Origin of the sequence: Kitasatospora sp. NPDC094015, assembly GCF_040304075.1 — a bacterium.
Lineage (GTDB): Bacteria > Actinomycetota > Actinomycetes > Streptomycetales > Streptomycetaceae > Kitasatospora.
In genome coordinates this window covers 35,810-53,334 of sequence record NZ_JBEOUL010000033.1, presented here as the reverse complement: position 1 = coordinate 53,334, position 17,525 = coordinate 35,810, and the positions used below count along the sequence as shown (strand labels likewise).

14 protein-coding genes, 2 tRNA genes and 1 pseudogene are annotated in these 17,525 nt (G+C 76.4%); 13 read left to right on the top strand and 4 right to left on the bottom strand.

Annotated features, from left to right (window positions below; genetic code table 11):
• The first annotated feature begins 367 nt into the window (after nt 1-367).
• Nucleotides 368-1,297 carry an HAD family hydrolase gene (locus tag ABT014_RS29055; RefSeq protein WP_350642189.1) on the top strand — a complete coding sequence of 310 codons (930 nt, stop codon included), beginning with the start codon at nt 368-370 and terminating at the stop codon, nt 1,295-1,297.
• Between the two features lie 98 nt (nt 1,298-1,395).
• Here ABT014_RS29055 and ABT014_RS29050 read toward each other — a convergent pair whose 3' ends face one another.
• Nucleotides 1,396-2,208: a GNAT family N-acetyltransferase gene (locus ABT014_RS29050; protein ID WP_350642188.1), complete on the bottom strand. Its 813-nt coding sequence runs from the start codon at nt 2,206-2,208 to the stop codon at nt 1,396-1,398.
• Nucleotides 2,209-3,201: 993 nt separating this feature from the next.
• Here ABT014_RS29050 and ABT014_RS29045 point away from each other — a divergent pair.
• The 5 genes and pseudogenes from ABT014_RS29045 to ABT014_RS29025 all read left to right on the top strand — a co-directional run.
• Nucleotides 3,202-4,227: pseudogene (locus ABT014_RS29045) on the top strand (helix-turn-helix domain-containing protein); the annotation flags it as partial.
• A gap of 761 nt (nt 4,228-4,988) precedes the next feature.
• The gene (gene orn, locus ABT014_RS29040; RefSeq protein WP_350642187.1) at nt 4,989-5,591 is read left to right on the top strand and encodes an oligoribonuclease; all 603 of its coding nucleotides are present in this window, start codon (nt 4,989-4,991) and stop codon (nt 5,589-5,591) included.
• Nucleotides 5,592-5,691: 100 nt separating this feature from the next.
• Nucleotides 5,692-5,767: transfer RNA gene (locus ABT014_RS29035), tRNA-His, on the top strand.
• A 199-nt stretch (nt 5,768-5,966) separates the two neighbouring features.
• A complete protein-coding gene (locus tag ABT014_RS29030; protein ID WP_350642186.1) occupies nt 5,967-6,413 on the top strand; it encodes a DUF4442 domain-containing protein in 447 nt (148 codons plus the stop codon).
• Between the two features lie 441 nt (nt 6,414-6,854).
• On the top strand, nt 6,855-7,505 hold the full coding sequence (locus ABT014_RS29025; RefSeq protein ID WP_350642185.1) for a hypothetical protein: 651 nt from the start codon (nt 6,855-6,857) through the stop codon (nt 7,503-7,505).
• Between the two features lie 93 nt (nt 7,506-7,598).
• On the opposite strand, the gene ABT014_RS29020 is transcribed toward ABT014_RS29025, so the two are convergent.
• Complete coding sequence (locus ABT014_RS29020) at nt 7,599-8,516, bottom strand: spermidine synthase (RefSeq protein WP_350642184.1); 918 nt, start codon at nt 8,514-8,516, stop codon at nt 7,599-7,601.
• Nucleotides 8,517-8,549: 33 nt separating this feature from the next.
• Nucleotides 8,550-9,020 carry a hypothetical protein gene (locus tag ABT014_RS29015; RefSeq protein WP_350642183.1) on the bottom strand — a complete coding sequence of 157 codons (471 nt, stop codon included), beginning with the start codon at nt 9,018-9,020 and terminating at the stop codon, nt 8,550-8,552.
• Between the two features lie 402 nt (nt 9,021-9,422).
• Between ABT014_RS29015 and ABT014_RS29010 the strand changes: the two genes are divergently transcribed.
• Nucleotides 9,423-10,814: an NsdA family TPR-like regulatory protein gene (locus ABT014_RS29010; RefSeq protein WP_350642182.1), complete on the top strand. Its 1,392-nt coding sequence runs from the start codon at nt 9,423-9,425 to the stop codon at nt 10,812-10,814.
• Between the two features lie 67 nt (nt 10,815-10,881).
• Here ABT014_RS29010 and ABT014_RS29005 read toward each other — a convergent pair whose 3' ends face one another.
• Nucleotides 10,882-11,520 (bottom strand): histidine phosphatase family protein, encoded by a 639-nt coding sequence (locus ABT014_RS29005; RefSeq protein ID WP_350642181.1) that lies wholly within the window; start codon nt 11,518-11,520, stop codon nt 10,882-10,884.
• Nucleotides 11,521-11,730: 210 nt separating this feature from the next.
• Here ABT014_RS29005 and ABT014_RS29000 point away from each other — a divergent pair, with 210 nt between their 5' ends.
• The 6 genes from ABT014_RS29000 (at nt 11,731) to ABT014_RS28975 (ending at nt 17,442) form a co-directional block, all read left to right on the top strand.
• The gene (locus tag ABT014_RS29000) at nt 11,731-12,951 is read left to right on the top strand and encodes a hypothetical protein (RefSeq protein ID WP_350642180.1); all 1,221 of its coding nucleotides are present in this window, start codon (nt 11,731-11,733) and stop codon (nt 12,949-12,951) included.
• A complete protein-coding gene (locus tag ABT014_RS28995) occupies nt 12,948-14,525 on the top strand; it encodes a hypothetical protein (RefSeq protein WP_350642179.1) in 1,578 nt (525 codons plus the stop codon). Before ABT014_RS29000 ends, ABT014_RS28995 begins: the two co-directional genes overlap by 4 nt.
• Before the next feature lie 8 nt (nt 14,526-14,533).
• The gene (locus ABT014_RS28990) at nt 14,534-15,922 is read left to right on the top strand and encodes an AAA family ATPase (protein WP_350642178.1); all 1,389 of its coding nucleotides are present in this window, start codon (nt 14,534-14,536) and stop codon (nt 15,920-15,922) included.
• Between the two features lie 219 nt (nt 15,923-16,141).
• Nucleotides 16,142-16,540 (top strand): DUF8844 domain-containing protein, encoded by a 399-nt coding sequence (locus tag ABT014_RS28985; protein ID WP_502895122.1) that lies wholly within the window; start codon nt 16,142-16,144, stop codon nt 16,538-16,540.
• Nucleotides 16,541-16,698: 158 nt separating this feature from the next.
• A complete protein-coding gene (locus tag ABT014_RS28980) occupies nt 16,699-17,271 on the top strand; it encodes a bifunctional DNA primase/polymerase (RefSeq protein ID WP_350642177.1) in 573 nt (190 codons plus the stop codon).
• A gap of 97 nt (nt 17,272-17,368) precedes the next feature.
• A tRNA-Lys gene (locus ABT014_RS28975) sits at nt 17,369-17,442 on the top strand.
• Nucleotides 17,443-17,525: the final 83 nt, after the last annotated feature.

The window sequence follows — 17,525 nt, the reverse complement described above, 5'->3', positions numbered from 1 at the left end:
GCAGAGCCCCCGATTCCGGCGATCATCCCGCTGATGGCGGGTGCGCGCCGGACCGTGCGCGCCCCCCGACCCGCCGGGCCGACGGGTGCTCCCGAGCCCGGCCGGAGAGAAGGTTCCCTGGAGCTTGACCGACCAGCCCCCCGCACGCAACAGGATGTCCACACAACGTGACCCGACCGACACCCCGTTGCGTCTTGTCGGACCGGTCATACCGGTTGTCCCGGTCGTTCCACCCTTCCCGTCCACGGCACCGGCGAACCGCCGCCGACGCCGCAGTATCAGTGGGATCCGGCCAATCCCCGGCATTTCGGGCCGCCGTTTGGCAATTGCCAGATGCATAGGGATCGCCGCTGGCAGCATGCTGCGCATGTCGCTGCTCCTGTTCGACCTCGACAACACGCTGCTCCCGAGAGACGCCGCCTACCGGGCCTGGGCCCAGGACTTCCTGGCCGAACACCGGCTCCCCACCACCGACATCGACTGGTTCTCCACCATGGACGGGAGCGGCTACGTGCCGCGGAGCACGGTGTTGGGTGCAGCCAAACGCCGCTACGGTCTCGACCACTCGATGGACCTGCTGCTGGCCCACTACCGGCGCGGCATCAACTCCCACATCGCCTGTCCGGATTCGCACATCCAGGCACTCCGGGCGGCCCGCGCCGCGGGATGGACCCTGGGCATCGTCAGCAACGGCGGCACCCGGCCGCAGTTGGAGAAGATCCGCCGGACCGGGCTCGGTGCGCTGGTCGACGGCTGGGTGATCTCCGAGGAGGCGGGCTGTGTCAAACCCGATCCGCTGATCTTCGAGATCGCCGCCAAGCGCTGCGGCGTCCCGCCGGTGCTCGACTGGACCGCCCACACCTGGATGGTCGGCGACCACGCACCGGCCGACATCGCCGGCGCCGAGGCGACCGGCCTGCGCAGCGTCTGGCTGCACCACGGCCGCCCGTGGAGCGAACAGGGGTACCGGCCGACGGTGAGCGCACGCGGCCTGCCGGAAGCGGTCGGCCTGGTGCTGAGCGCCCGCAACGCCCCGACGGCCGGCTCCCGTACCCCGGCGGCGCGCGCAGCCGCCGCCCCGGTCACCGCCGACGCCGCCGCCCTCGTCGGGGCCGGCGTCGCCAAGCCGGCCCGGCTCCGTCCGCGGGGCGCCCGGTTCGACCCCGCGGCCACGCCCCCGGCCGAGCAGTTCGGCACCGTGGCCCGGATCGCCGCCGGCGTCCTGGCCGGCGCACCCGGCTCGCCCGGCGCCTCCCGCTCGCCCGAGCACCGGGCCGCCCGGCTGGACACCGCCTGACCGTCGCCCGTCCGAGCGCCGTTCCCCGAACTCCCCCGAACTCCCCGAACTTCCCCGACCGGATGCCCGCCTGGCGCCCGATCAACCCCCGGCGCCGATCAACTCCCGGACCGCTCCCCGCCGTACGCCGGCGGGGCGCCCGGGAACCGCCACCAGCGGCTCACCCCGTGCTCACGGAACCCCATCCGCCGGTACAGCGGTTCGCCGAGCAACGTGGCCGTCAGCGTCACCGCCCGCTCCTGGTACCCGGCGAGAGCCCGCTCCAGCAGCGCCCGGGCCGCCCCCTTGGAGCGGTGCTGCGGCAGGGTGGCCACCCAGTAGACGCCGACGCTCTCCCCGTCGTCGTACGTCACGCAGGCGGCCGCCGGTGCCCCGTCGATCCGGGCGAGCCAGGCGCGGTGGCCCGGCAGGCCGAGCAGCACCTCCGGGAGCAGGCCCCCGCGCTGCCACGGCAGTCGGGAGAACACCGGGAAGCCGTCGACCACCGTCCGCTCCACCACCGCCAACCCGTCGGCGTCGACCGCCTCGTGGACCGTCAGTCCGTCGGCGGTCGCGCGCCCGGCCACCGCCGCGTCCCGACCGGCGGCGCCGGGCTCACGGACCATCACGGCCTGACCGATTCCCGCCTCGCAGCCGTACCGGGAGAGGTCGAGGCCCCCGTACGGGTCCTCCAGGCAGAGGTGCCCGGTGCGCCACTCCTTGAACAGGGCGACCAGTTCGGCCTCCAGCGCGGTCCGGTCCGGGTAGCGGCGGGTGACCACGACGCGGTGCGCCTCCAGCGGTTCCGGGTCGCAGCGCACGGCGGCGTACCCGGGGCGGCGGAGGTGTTCCCACCCCCGGACGGCGGCCTGGGCGAGGTGGAACGCGGCCGCGTTGTCGTTGGCCAGTTCGAGCCGGCCGCGCATCTCCATGGGCCGACCCTAGTCGGCCGCGGACGGTCGGTGCCCGGCCACCCGGGCCGCCCCGTGGCCGAACCCCGTACCACCGGGCGCCTCGTGGATCCGGCGCCCGCCCAGCGCCCACTCCGCGCACGCTCGGCGCGGTCGTCGCAGCGTGACCGCCCCGTCCGACCGACCACCGGCAGCGCGCGTGACCGGGTCGCACGCCCCCGTTTCCCACCGCCTGTTTTCGGTCAATCTGCAACCACCCCCTTCCGCTTGGACAAAGCCGCAGTCCACGGCGGTGACGGAGGGGTGGCGATCGGCGACGGCGGGTGATCGGTCGTGCGACAACCAGCCAGCATTGCCCCCGCCCCCTTCACAGGGGGGTCGACGGGTGCCACGCTTCGTGATCGAATGCATCGCGCCAAATTGCCATGTCGACATAGCGTCGGATGGTGAACTTGTCACAACGGCAACGGTCCACCAAGTAGATTCGATCTTGGCGAACAGCGCGGCACCACCACACCACACCACCGAGGGGGCTGGAGCGCCTTGAGCAGGGTGAGCAGGAGCGACACGGGTCCTGACAGCGGCCGGCCGTCGACCAGTCTCCCGGGCCGTACCGCCTCCAGAGCCGTCGCCCCCCGTCCGGACCGGTTCACCCCGGGGCACCCCGGCCACCCGACCGGTGGTCAGTTCGGCCACCGGGCGGCCGATTCGGCCACCAGCTCCGGCTCCACCGCCACCGGCCCCGGCCCGATGACCGGCTTCGGCTCCGCCGCCGGAACCGGCCGCACCGCGCCGACGCACAGCCAGTTCGCCACCGCCACGGGCCAGTCGGCGGGCTTCGGCGCCTCCGGCGGCTGGGGGCAGTCCGCACCGCACCCGGCCGACGGCCCGTCCGCCGCCGGGCCGGGCACCGCGATCCTGTCGGCCGGCCCGTCCGCCGCCGGCTCCGCCACGGCTCCTGGCGCCCCGTCAGCCGGTACGGCCCAGCTCGGCCCGGGCGGCGGCCCCGGGGGCATGAACGGCGGCGCCGGGCCGGCCGCGCTGATCACCCCCGCCCCGCGCAAGCTCTCCGGCCGGCGGCGCCGCGAGACGGTCGCGGTCCTGATCTTCAGCGGTGCGCCGATCTTCGAGAGCTCCATCCCGCTCTCGGTCTTCGGCGTCGACCGCCAGGACGCCGGCGTCCCGCGCTACCGCCTGCTGGTCTGCGCGGGCGAGGACGGCCCGCTGACCACCACCGGCGGGCTGACCCTGACCGCCCCCTACGGCCTGGAGGCGCTCTCCCGGGCCGGCACCATCGTGGTCCCGGCCTGGCGCTCGATCTCCCAGCCGCCGCCCGCCGAGGCGATCACCGCGCTGCGCAAGGCCCACCACGAGGGCGCCCGGATCATCGGCCTGTGCACCGGCGCGTTCGTGCTCGCCGCCGCCGGCCTGCTCGACGGCCGCCCGGCCACCACGCACTGGATGTACGCGCCGACGCTCGCCAAGCGCTACCCGCGGGTGCACGTCGACCCGCGCGAGCTCTTCGTGGACGACGGCGACGTGCTCACCTCGGCCGGCACCGCCGCCGGCATCGACCTGTGCCTGCACGTGGTCCGCAGCGACCACGGCGCCGAGGCCGCCAACGCGCTGGCCCGCCGTCTGGTGGTGCCCAACCGCCGCAGCGGGGGCGGACAGGCCCAGTACATCGATCAGTCTTTACCTGAAGAGATCGGCAACGACCCGCTGGCCGAGGTGGTCACCTGGGCGCTGGAGAACCTCAACCAGCAGTTCGACGTCGAGGTGCTGGCGGCTCGCGCCTACATGAGCCGGCGCACCTTCGACCGGAGGTTCCGCACGCTCACCGGCAGCGCGCCGCTGCAGTGGCTGATCACCCAGCGGGTGCTGCAGGCCCAGCGCCTGCTGGAGACCTCCGACCTGTCGGTGGACGACGTCGCGCGCCGGTGCGGGTTCCGCTCGCCGGTCGCGCTGCGCGGCCACTTCCGCCGCCAGCTGGGGGTCTCGCCCGCCGCCTACCGGACCACCTACCGGGCCCGCCGGCCCGCGCCGGCCGGCGGGGTGCCGCCGCAGGCGCTGCCGGGCGACCGGTCGGTGCAGAGCCTGGGCGCGGGCGGTGCGGGCACCCTGACGGGTGGTCCGGGCCTCGGCGGCGGGCTGGTCGGCGCGGGTGCCGGCGGCCCGTCCGCGGCCTCGGCACAGCCGTACGCCGGTGCCTCGGCGGCGGCGTACGCCTCGGCCTACCCCCCCGTCCAGCCGCAGCCCGGTCACCCGGGCGGCTACCAGCCCTCCGGGCAAGGAGCGGCGGCGCAGGCCGGTGCGGGCGCCCCCGGCGGGCGGCCCCGGATCCGGCCGCTGGTCCCGCCGCAGCCCGGCCCGGTGCTGCCCCGCGCGGCCCGGCCGGCCGAGCGGGCCCCGGAGCGTCCGGGCGGACGGCCGGTCACCGGGGCGGACGGCCCTCCCGAGGGCCGGACCGGCCCGCGCACCGGACTGCGGGACGGCCTGCGGGACGGGATCCGCGACGGTGTCCGGGACGGCGCCCGCGAGGACCGGACGGTGGTGGAGCACGCGGTCGCCGACGAGCACGGGCACGACCAGCCGAGCGCCCGCGGCCAGGGCCTCGGCCACCGCCCGGACGGCGCCGCCAGGCCGGCGGGCCCCCATCCGGACGAGCCGGCCACCTCCGGCGCCGGCCCGGACGCACCACCGCACCCGGAGGACGGGACGGACCACGGCGCCGGGGCGCAGCACCCCCGCACGGCCCGACCGCTGTCCGCCTCGCGCGATCGCGCCGTAGGGTGAGTGGCGTGAATGACCGCTTGGTATGGATCGACTGTGAAATGACCGGCCTCGACCTCGACCGGGACGCCCTGGTCGAGGTCGCCGCCCTGGTGACCGACTCGGAGCTCAACATCCTGGGCGAGGGCGTGGACGTCATCATCCGCCCCCCGGCCGAGGCGCTGGAGACCATGCCCGAGGTGGTGCGCACCATGCACACCTCCTCCGGGCTGCTCACCGAGCTCGAGCACGGGGTGACCCTGGCCGAGGCCGAGGAGTTGGTGCTCGCGTACATCCGCGAGTTCGTGCCCGAGGCGGGCAAGACGCCGCTGTGCGGGAACTCGGTCGCCACCGACCGGGGCTTCCTGGCGCGGGACATGCCCACTCTGGAGGGCTACCTGCACTACCGGATCGTGGACGTCTCCTCGATCAAGGAGCTGGCCCGCCGCTGGTACCCGCGCGCCTACTACAACAGCCCGCAGAAGGGCGGCAGCCACCGGGCGCTCGCGGACATCCGCGAGAGCATCGCCGAACTCCGCTACTACCGCGAGGCGGTGTTCGTCGCCCAGCCCGGACCCGACGGCGACACCGCTCGGGCGATCGCGAGCAAGCACCAGCTGCCGACCCCCTGACCAGCCCTCCGGTCCGGACGATCGGGGAAACCCTGGCGCGAGCACTCTCCCGGATCCTGTAGAGTTCTTCCTGTCGGAGCGGGAACGCTCCGGACAGATGGTGGGTGTAGCTCAGTTGGTAGAGCACCTGGTTGTGGTCCAGGTGGCCGCGGGTTCGAGTCCCGTCACTCACCCCATCGAGCCTGAGGGCCCGGTCTCTTCGAGAGACCGGGCCCTCAGGCCTTTTTCGTGCCCGCCGGTGCCCGTGCCCGCCGGCTTTCCGTGCCCCCGGTGCCCGTGCCCGCCGGCTTTCCGTGCCCCCGGCACCCGTGCCCGTCCGGTTTTCCCGCCCGGCACCCCTCCCCGTTCAAGCTACCCACTAGTAACATTGCTGCCATGACCACTCCTTCGGTCGGGCAGCTGCTCGACTCCACCGTCCCGATGGCCCACACGCTCAAGATCGAGTACCTGGAGACGACGCCCGAGCGGGCCGTCCTCCAGCTGCCCGACCAGGCCGAGTTCCACAACCACGTGGGCGGTCCGCACGCCGGCGCGATGTTCACCCTGGCCGAGTCGGCCAGCGGCTGCATCGTGCTCGCCGCCTTCGGCGACCAGCTGTCCCGGGCGGTGCCGCTGGCCGTCAACGCCGAGATCGCGTACAAGAAGCTCGCGATGGGCGTGGTCACCGCCACCGCCACGCTCGGGCGGCCGGCCGCCGACGTGGTCGCCGAGCTGGACAAGGGCGAGCGCCCGGTCTTCCCGGTCACCGTGGAGATCACCCGCGCCGACGGCGCCGTCACCGGTGTGATGACCATCACCTGGACCCTGCGCCCCAACTCCTGAGCCACCGGGGCACCTGAGGGCCCGAGCGGCCCACGGGCAGCCACGGCCGCCGGACCGCCCCGGCAAGCGTCCGGCACCGTCCGTGGCGACCCGAGCGGTTCGCCACGGCGCCGTCCCGGACGGTGCCGGCGGCCGACCGGTGCCCCCTCCGACCACCGCCGGCGGGGGCACCGGTCGCCCGAGTACGCCTCCCGGCCGGAGCGGACCCGATTCGGCTGGAAATCGCCCCTCCCGGCCCCCGTACGGTGGAAGTCGCCCCCGGACGGTGATGACGGACAGTCACCACCCGGCGTGACCCGACCGCCGTCCGGTCGTTGCCCTCACGTGCGAGCCAATCACGCGAACCACCCGCCGTCCGAGGCCGACGGAGACCGCCGTGCCGCCTGCCGGGCCGGCGCCGGCCGGCTGCCCAGGGCCCGGACGCTGGCGGCGGGAGGTGCCGTGCTCGCCCAAGTCTGGGGACTGGGGCTCGGGTTCTGCGCCCCGGCGGAGGCCGCGGCCGGCGAGCCCGGCACCGGCCGCTCCCAGCACGCGGACGCCCCGGCGCCCGGCCTGGTGGACGGGCTCACGGAGACCGTCGCCCCCGTCCTGGACGGTGCGGCCGCTCCGGTCGGACAGGTGCTCCGGGACCGCATCCGGGCGGGCGACCTCCCGCTCCCCGGCCAGGCGGCCACCGTGCCGGACGCGTTCACGATCGCCACCGTGCTGCTCCCGACCGTCCCGCCGCAGCCCCGCCGCGAGCTGCCGGCCCGCGCCTCCCGCTCGGGCCAGGCCGTGGAAGCGGTGCTCCCCGCCGCCGGGGCGACCGCCACCGGCCCCGCGCAGGACGCCGGCACCCGCCCCGGCCCGCAGGCCCCGCCCCCGGCCAGGCCGCCGTCCGGCGCGACCCCGACCGCCGTCCCCCACCCCGCGACGGCCCCCGACGACCGGGACCGTCCGCCGACCGCGGACGAACTCGCGCTCGCCGCAGCCACTCCCCTGCACCCGGACGGCACGGACGGCGGCACGGCCGTCCTGGTCCCGATCGCCGCCGGCCTGCTGCTCGCCGGCGCCGCCGCCTTCAAACACCGGGGCCTGCCGAGCGGCCACTGAGCCGACCACCGGACGGCAGCCACGACCGGGCGCGGACACACACCCGGAAGCCCCGCTCGCAGAAGGGTGGTTCGGTCCCGATCGGGCCAGGTGTCAGTGGAAGACGCCCGGGGGTGGGGTCGGGGACGGGGCGGCGGTGGCGTCGGTGGCGGCGGGGGCGCCGGCGGTGAAGTCGGCCAGGGCGCGGCCGTGTTCGAGGCGGCCGAGGTAGGAGTCGGAGGCCACCCGGCGGCCCAGGTCCTCCAGCGGCAGGGGTTGCTGCCCGGCCGCCAGGATCAGGTTGCCGAACCGCTTGCCGCGCAGCACCGCCGGGTCCGCGATCAGGCAGACCTCGGGGAAGACGGCCAGCAGAGTGGCGGCCTGGCTGCGGGCGAAGGCAAGCGCCGAGCCGTCGGTGAGGTTGGCGGCGAACCGGCCGCCCGGGGCCAGCGCCTTGGCGGCGAGCGCAGCGAACTCGACGGTGGCGCAGTGCGCGGGCACCCGGGCGCCGGCGAAGACGTCGGCGATGACCAGGTCGACGGTGCCCTCGGGGGTCCGTTCGAGCACCGCGCGGGCGTCCGCGCCGCGCACCTTGATCTGCCAGCCGCGCTCCAACGGGAGTTCCGCGCGCACCAGTTCGGTCAGCGCGGTGTCGATCTCGGCGACCTGCTGCCGCGAGCGCGGGCGGGTGGCGGCGACGTACCGGGCCAGCGTGAGCGCACCGCCGCCCAGGTGCAGCACGGTGATCGGACGGCCGGGCGGGGCGGCGAGGTCGATCAGGTGGCCGAGCCTGCGCTGGTACTCGAAGCCGAGGTGGGTCGGGTCGTCGAGGTCGACCAGCGACTGCGGGGCGCCGTCCAGCAGCAGCTGCCAGCCGCGCGGGCGGTCCCGGTCCGGACGCAGTTCGGCCCGCCCGGAGTCGACCGCGCGCACCAGCGGGCCCTGCGCGTGGGTGCGGCCGCCGGGTGCGCCGGCGGCGGAGGTGGCCTCGTCGGCCCCGGTCGGAGCCCTGCCGGCCCTGCTGCGTCCCATGGTGACCATTATCGCCGCAGCGGACGACCGGGCTCAGAACGGGCCGAGGCCGCCCGCGGTGAGCGTGCAGGCGGCCTCGCACAGGGCGGAGCGCAGGACCCAGGCGTCGGTGGGCCGGGCCGTCGCCCCCGGGCCGGCCGGCGGCATCACCCAGCGGGGGTCGGTCGGGGGCAGCGGGACGGCGCCGGCGGTACAGGAGCTGCCGGGCAGGTGCCAGCTGGCGGCCGTGCCCGCCGGCACCAGGAAGGCGATCGCCGAGCCGCCGGCGGTCTGCAGCACCGCACCGCACGCCCGCCGCAGCCGCAGGATGTCGACGGTCTCCAGGCCGTGCCGGACCGAGACCGTCACCAGGTCGTACCGGACGGCCGGGCGCACCGCCCCCGCCCCTCCCCCGCCGAGCGCGGGGAGTTCGCCGCCGGGCGCCTCCGGCAGGACCGCGGGGGCGACGCCCGGCGGCACCCACCGGGTGCTCAGGCCTCGATGGTGCGGCAGTCCGGTAGCCATGAGCCCTCCTGTCACCTCGTCAGGTCGGAAGCCGGGTCACTCGGTCGGGTGGGGGCGAGCGGCGCGGGCGTCCAGGTACACAGGACAACGCGGACCGGGCCCGGGAGGCCACGGGGTGGCGTACGGCAAGCCATGGCATTTCATGGCGGATCCCGGGCGGAGCGGGCGAATTGTCCGCTATTGCCCGGAGCCCGGACCGGCACGCGCCGTGGCCGGACCGTAACTGCGAGTACTCTCGGTGCCGACGCCGGACGGACCCCCGATCCCGTCCGGCACACCAGCACCCGCCGGCCCCACCCGGCCCGGCACCACGGCCGCACCACCGCCCCACCCCCGGCGGCGCTGTCCGACAGTGCCGCCCGGGACCGGCACGACGTTCGGTGCACGATCTCGGAGCGCAGCATGACAGCCACGCGACCGGACGGGCCCGGGCCCGCTCCCACGGCCCCCAACACCGTGATGCGCGAGCTGCGCGGCGCCCTGTCACCCGGAGAGTTCGCCACCGCGGTCCGCCGGGCGGCGCGGGAGATCGGCGAGCACGTGTCCTGCGACGCGCGCTACGTCGGACGGGTGGAGGCCGGGGAGATCCGCTGCCCCAACTACGCGTACGAGCGGGTGTTCCGCCACATGTGGCCGGGACGTTCCCTGACGGACCTAGGCTTCGCCCCGCGGACCGCGGTCCGCCGCCGGGCCCCCGGCGGCGGACCGGCCGCCGCTGCCCCGCCCGACGAACCGCCATGGCCCGATGAGGAGATCGACGACGTGCGTCGCCGGACATTCGTGAGCGGCGGCCCGACCGCCCTCGCGGCCGCGCTCGGCCTGGACGGCCCGGCGCGGGCCGCGGCCCCGCCGCCGCTCGCGGCGCGGCCCGAGCTGCCCGCACCCCGGAAGGTGGGCGCCGCCGAGGTGCGCGGGGTGGAGGAGGCCGTCCGCGAGATCCGGCTGCTCGACGACGCGCACGGCGGTGACACCCTCTTCGAGCGGGCCGGGCAGTCGCTGCGCACCGCCTACCTGCTGCTCAACGACGGCACCTACTCGGCCGCCACCGAACGGCGGTTGCAGGCCGGCGCCGGCGAACTGGCCATCTCGGTGGGCTGGTTGGCACACGACTCGAACCGGCTGATGGACGCCCGCTCGTTCTACTCGGAGGCGCTGGCGACCGCCCGGATGGCCGGGGACGCGGCGCTGGAGGCCCATGTCTTCTGCAACAGCGCCTTCCTGGCCCGGGACGCCGGCCGGCCGCGCGAGGCGCTGCGGGCCGCCCAGGCCGGGCAGGCCGCCGCCCGGCGGCTGGGTTCGGACCGGCTGCTGTCGCTGCTCTCGATGCGCGAGGCCGGCGGCTGGGCCCTGCTGCAGGATCGATCCGCCTGCGAGCAGGCGCTGACCCGGGCGCACACGCTGTTCGAGCGGGGCGGGCGGAGCACCGACCCGGAGTGGATGTCGTTCTTCGGCGAGGCGGAGATCGCCGGCCTGGAGGCCCAGTGCTGGGCGGCGCTCGGCGTGTGGGACCGGGCCGGCGAGCGGGCCGGGCTGGCCTGCGACCTCCAGGAGCCGCAGTTCGTCCGCAACCGGGCGCTCTACACGGCCGAGCTGGCCCACGACCGGCTCGGCCGGGGCGACCTGCCGGGGGCGGCGGCGCACGCCGAGGCGGCCGCCCTGCTGCTCGCCCGGGTGCGGTCGGCCCGGATCCGCGGGATGCTCGCGCATACCGCCGAACGGCTGCGCGAGCACCGGCGGGTGCCGGAGGTGCGGCACTTCCTGGACGTCTACCAGGGCACCCCGGCGGCCGCCTGACCCCGACCGGTCACCTGGCCCCGACCGCCCGCCCGCCCAGCCGCCCCCCGACCCAGGACCGGCGCCGTCACTCCAGGTGGCTGTGGTCGTTCCAGATCTCGACCGCGGGCAGGCCGTACTCCCAGGACAGCACCGAGAGCGCGGCGGTGCCGAGCTTGAACCGCTGCGCGTACTCCGGCGGCAGGCCGAGCCAGCGGGCGGTGAGGATCCGCAGCAGGTGCCCGTGGGCGAAGAGCACCACGTCGCAGTCGGCGCCGTGCATCTCGGTGGTGTCCGGGTGCGGCTGCCCGTGGCGGGAGTTGAGCTCCTCGATCAGGCCGTCGACCCGGGCGGCCACCTCGGAGAGCTTCTCGCCGCCGGGCACGCCGTCGCGCCAGATCAGCCAGCCGGGGTGGTCGGTGGCGCGGATGTCGACGCCGGTGCGGCCCTCGTAGCGGCCGTAGTCCCACTCCAGCAGTTCGGGCCGGTCCACGGCCCGGTCGCCGAAGCCGGCCAGCTCGCAGGTCTCCCGGGCGCGGGAGAGCGGGCTGGTGTAGACGACGGCGTCGGGCAGGCCGTTCCAGGGCGCCCTGGCCAGCCGGGCGCCCAGGGCGCGGGCCATCGCGCGGCCCTCCTCCGTCAGCGGGACGTCGGTGCGGCCGGTGTGCCGCCCGGTGGCCGACCAGGAGGTCTCACCGTGGCGGACGAGCACGATACGGGCTGGCATGCGGTTCTCCTCGCGACGTGGTACGCGGCCGGCTCGCCGTTGAGGGCCTGCCTCCATGATCCCGCACCGGGGGGCCGCGGGGCGCGCCGGGCACCGATCCCGGCCGCCACCACCGGACCGCGGACCGGGCGGGCGGACCGGGCGCGGACCGGGCCCGCGGCGGGGTGCCCGCCCGGATTGTCGGTGCCTGGTGCAACACTGGGGCGCACCATGAACGTCTCGCATCCCGCGCAGGCCGAACCCCTGGCGCAGCGCCTCGCCGAGTTGCGCGGCGCGGCGCCCCAGCGCAGCCTCGACGCCCGCGCCCTCGCCGCCCTGGCCGCCAATCCCGGCTGCCGCCGCCGGGCCGTGCTGGACGCCGCCGGCATCGACAAGGCCGCCGTCGCCCAGCAGCTCGGCCGCCCCGCGCCGTTCGGCCAGTCCCCGTTCGCGATCGCCCGCGGCAACGTCTTCGAGGCGCGGCTGAAGAGCGACGGCTACGCGGCCCTGCTGGGCCCGCTGCGCCGGCTGCTCGGCCTGCCGCCCGAGGGCGGCGCGCCACCCGCCGTGCCGGACCTGCTCGCCCGGGCCACCCCGGCGGTGCGGGCCGAGCGCACCCGGGAGGCGCTGGCCGAGGCCGCCGCCGACCCCGAGGGCTGGACGCTGCTGGACCACCCGATGCTGCGGCTGACGGTGGCCGGCAGCCAGGCCTACCTGGAGCCGGACGCCGTGGTGGTGCACGGCGGCCGGTGCACGGTGGTCGAGATCAAGTCCTTCCCGGTGCTGGACGGCTCGGCCGACCCGGCCAAGGTGGGCGCGGCGGCCCGGCAGGCGGCGGTGTACGTGCTGGCGCTGCAGGAGACGGCCGCCCGGCTGGCCGGCCGGGAGCCCGCCGCCGGCCCGTACGCCGTGGACGAGCTGCCGGGGAGCCCGGCGCTCACCGTGCTGCTGGTCTGCCCGAAGGACTTCTCCAACCTGCCGACCGCCGAGGCCGTCGACGTCCGGCGGGAACTGGCCACCACCCGGCGCCAGTTGGCCCGGCTGACCAGGATCGAGCAGCTGCTCGACACGCTGCCCGCCGGTACCACCTTCGACCTGGCCCCGGACAGCAGCGGCGCCCCGGCCCGGCCCGCCGAGGAGCTGGCGGCGGCCGTCGCCGCGGTGCCCGCCGCGTACAGCCCGGACTGCCTGGCGGCCTGCGAGCTCAGCTTCCACTGCCGCGACCAGGCCCGCTGCGCGGACTCGGTGGAGCAGCTGGGCCGCGGGGTGCGGGGCGAGCTGGGCTCGATCCGTACGGTCGCCGGGGCCCTCGCGGCGGCCGAAGGCGGCAGGACTCACGAGACGCACGGCACCGACGGGACGGACGGGACGGACGGTCCCGACGAGGCCGCGGCCCGGCTGGCGTACGCGGCGGCGCTGCGCGCCGAGGCGCTGGGGAGGCCGGCCCGATGAGCCTGCTCACCACGCTCGCCCGGCTGGAGGCGGTGCGCAGCGGCCGGGCCGAGCCGCTGGCCACCGTCCGGCACCGGCACCTGTCCGAGCGGCCGATGGTGCTGGTCCCGCTGGCGACCGCCGGCGAGGACGGGGCGCCGCTGGCCGTCCTGCTGGGCACCGAGCGGGACGCGCCGAAGCTGCTGCTGGTGCCGCAGCCGCTCAACCGCAGCCAGCGGTTCGAGTTCCTGGCCGACTTCGCCGCCGAACTGCTGCCCTACCTCGACTCGTTCGCGGACGAGGTGGAGCAGGTCGAGGGTTCGGAGAAGGACCCGGAGACCGGCGAGAAGGTGCCGGTGCTGCGCGAGCTGTGCGCGGACGCGCCGCAGCTGATCGTCCCCGGCTCCGGTGCGGTGCACCACCTCGCGCTGCTCGGCCGGTCGACCAGGTTCCGCCGGACGGCCGAGGACCCGGATCCGGGCCCGTACCCGGCCCCGACCCGGGTGCCGCTGCTGGGGCGCTGGCTGACCCACCTGACCGACCGCGCCCGGGTGCCGGGCAGCAGCCTGCTGCTGCCGATGACCGGCCTGCTGGCCCGGCACTGGGCGACCGGCCAGAGCCACCTGGAGGACCAGCACCTGGCCGCCCAACTGGCCTGGCACTTCCCGCCCGAGGGGATGACCGGGGCCGCGGCCGCCGAGCGCGCCGAGACCGGGAGGGACGCGGACGGGCGGCTGCTCCACCCGCCGGCCGGCCCGGCCACCGACCCGCGCTTCGACACCAAGGTGCTGGCCCCGGCGATCACCCGGCACGACGCCGCCCTCGCCGCGCTGCGGCAGGCCGCCGCGGGCGAGGAGGCCCGGTCCGAGCTGTACCTCAAGCAGGCCCGCGAGCGGCTGCACGAGGCCCTGGAGTCCGAGCTGCTGCCGACCTGGCGGGACCTGTGGCAGGGGCTGGACCTGCTGCGCGCCCTGCCGCCCGCCGCCCACCTGCCCGAACGCTGGGAGGGTGACCGCTGGTCGTACACCGGCCACCGGGACCGGCTGGCCGCCGGCGAGCCGCCGCAGCCGCGCCGCGACGACGCCGTGACCGCGGCCCGCAAGCTGGCGCAGCGCGAGCGCGAGCAGGCGCGCCTGGACATCCAGGAGGCGCTGGACGATCCGCTGGCGATGGCCGGGCACCGGCTGGCCGGGGAGGCGTTCAGCGGCACCGTGACCGCCGTGCTGCTGGAGTACGACACCTCGGGCCGCTCCGCCAAGCCCCGTCCGCTGCTGACCCTGGCCACCCCGGACCGCCCGCACGCCGACGCGGGCCGGGAGGTGCACCGGGCCGGGGCGGCGTCCGCGCAGAAGGCGGAGATCGTCGCGGCCGGGCCGGGCGAAGTGACGGTGCGGGTGCTGTCCGGGATGGGCCGCAAGCGCGAGCCGGAGCCGGGCAGCCTGCCCGAGGTCGGCGAGCAGGTCGTCTTCACCCTGTTCGAGCTGACCGCCCGGCAGTCCGCCCCGCTGCCGGAGCCGGACGACACCCCGTGGACGCACGGCGGCCCGCCCGGCGCCGACCGGACGTCGCCTACCGGACCCGAAGACTGGGAATGAACACCGTCATGACTGCTCATCAGCCGTCCGCCGCCGGTACCGCGGGCCCCGCGCCCGACTCCCCCGGGGCCGCCGCCGACGCCGCCGTGGCGGCGATCCTGGCCGCCGCCGTCCGGCCCGGCCCGGGCGCGCCGCGCGGCGTGGTGGTGGACTCCCCACCGGGGGCCGGCAAGTCGACCCTGGTGGTGCGGGCCGCCCGGGAGCTGGTCGCGGCCGGCGAGCGGCTGATGATCGTGGCGCAGACCAACAGCCAGGTCGACGACCTGGTGGACCGGCTCGCGGTCAAGGGCCCGGACCTCACCATCGGCCGGCTGCACGCCGGCGACGCCCGCCCCGCCCCGGAGGCGCTGCGGCACGGCAACGTGACCGCCTCCGCCAAGGTCGGCGACCTGCTGGAGACCGACGTGGTGATCTCGACGGCCGCGAAGTGGCAGTGGGTCAAGGACGTCGACCCGTGGCGGCACGCGATCGTGGACGAGGCGTACCAGATGCGGTCGGACGCGCTGCTCGCGGTGGCCCGGCTGTTCGAGCGGGCGCTGTTCGTCGGCGACCCGGGCCAGCTGGACCCGTTCACGGTGGTGGGTACCGAGCAGTGGGCGGGCCTGTCCTACGACCCGTCGAGCAGCGCGGTGGTCACCCTGCTCGCGCACAACCCGACCATCCGGCCGCACCGGCTGCCGGTCTCCTGGCGGCTGCCGTCGACCGCCGCGCCGCTGATCTCCTCGGCGTTCTACCCGTACACCCCGTTCCGCTCCGGCACCGGGGAGGGCGACCGGCTGCTGACCGCCGCGGTGCGGGCGGACGGGTCGGCGGTGGACGCGGCGATCGACGAGGCTGCCGAGCACGGCTGGGCGCTGCTGGAGCTGCCGGCCCGGCACACCGTGCGGACCGATCCGCAGGCGGTCGCGGCGGTGGCGGCCACCGTCCGGCGGCTGCTGGACCGCGGGCTGGCGGCCCGCTCCGAGCAGGGCGTGGCCCCGCTGACCGCCGGCCGGATCGCGGTCGGCACCGCGCACCGGGACCAGGCGGCGGCGGTGCGCGCCGCGCTGGCCGGGCTCGGCGTGCCGGTGGACCCGGCGGCCGGGCCGGCCGTCACGGTGGACACCGCCAACCGGCTCCAGGGCCGGGAGTACGACGTCACGGTGGTGCTGCACCCGCTCTCCGGGCGGCCGGACGCGACCGCCTTCCACCTGGAGACCGGGCGGCTGTGCGTACTGGCCTCCCGGCACCGGCACGCCTGCATCGTGGTGGCGCGGGCCGGGATCGCCGAGCTGCTGGACGAGCACCCGTCCGCCGAACCGGTGCAGCTGGGGGTGGCGGTGAAGTTCCCGGACGGCTGGGAGGCCAACCACGCGGTGCTGGCTCATCTCGCGGAGCACCGGGTCCGGCTCGGCTGAGGGCCCCGACCGGCCCGCGGGCAGCGGTCCGTGCCCGGGCGGCGACCCCCGGTGCACGGCCCGTCCGGGGGGCGCGCTGGTCGCGGCCGCGCTCCCCGTGCGGGGAATAGCAACCGCACGCGCACCGTTCCGCTACCCGTGTCCGGCGAGTGACAATGGACGGCGGTCCGGTCCCGACCGGCCGGCCCGCGAGCCGGCCGACCATCTGGAGGAGCGTTCATGCCCGATGCCCACCGACAGGCGTCCGACCGCAGCGGCATACCCGCCCCGGCCGACCGCGAGCTGGGCAGCACCGCACCCCGGCGCATGCGCCCGGCCCAGCTGATCTTCGAGCCGCAGGCCGACGAGCCCGAGGCCGAGCGCTTCTTCGACCTGGACTCGATCGACGACCCGGCCGAACTGCTCCGCCGCTCGACCGAATTGACCCTCGCCTTCCGGGCCGCCGCCGAGCGGGCCAGCGACTTCCAGGCGATCGCCGCCGCCCAGCTCGCCGACCCCCGGCGCTTCGACGCGCTGACCCCGGCCGAGATCGCCGCCCGGGCCGACTGGACCCCGGACTACGCCTCCCGGATGGTCGACTACGGCCGCGGCCTGCAGCGCCGGGGCGAGGACCACTAGGCCCACCGCTCGGTCCCACCCGTCCCACCGGGACCACCCGTACCCCGCGAATCGCCTCTGGCATATGCGGCCGGTAAGGGTACGCCGTCCGCCCCCGGCTTGTCCGCCGAACGTCACTTTCCGCGCGCACCCCGGGCCGGGCGGTCCACGCTGCTGCCGTGGACATCTGGACGTATCAATCCGTGGAGTACGTCACCGTGGCCGGCGAGAGCTGGCTCGCCTCCGCCAGCGAGTACCCGCGCAGCATGCGGGCGCTGTGGGAGTCCCGTCCGTGGGCGCCGGCGGTGCTGCCCTGCGGCCGGGTCTTCGACGTGATCAGCATGCCGGCGCTGTTCGGGCGCCGGGTGCTGGACGAGCTGTGGGCCTCCGGCCCCGGGTGCGGCCCGGTCGCCTCGTTCCGCGGCCGCACCCTGCTGTTCGTGCAGCCGGGGGCGGCGGCGCGGCTGCGCTCGCTGCTGGCCTGGGAGGAGTGGGCCCGGGACGTGCCGCCGCTGCTCTGCCACGGCCAGGGCGACGCCGTGACGGTGCCGCCGGTCCAGCGGATGGTGCACGCGCCGGACTCCCCCGGCCAGGGCCCGGGGCGCTGGATCGTCGCCCCCGACAGCCAGGAGCCGTGGCTGCCCGGCGCGGCCGTGGTGCTCTGGGCCTGCGTGCGCGCGGCCCGGGCCGGTGCGGCGGCGGCGGACGCGCCCGAGGAGGCCCCCGGGCCGGAGCCGGTGCCGCGGGCGTGACGGGCGGCGGAACGCCCGGCCAACCCCGGGTGCCCGGGCAGCGGTATTCGATTTTGGATCCGCGCCGGGCCGCTGCTAAAGTCTTCCTCGTCAGCAGGCGCCGCTAGCTCAGTTGGTTAGAGCAGCTGACTCTTAATCAGCGGGTCCGGGGTTCGAGTCCCTGGCGGCGCACAGACGGTCGAAGGCCCCCTCGCTCTCGCGAGGGGGCCTTCGGCGTTCCCGGAGCCGGATCGGCCCCGCCGGACGAGACGAGA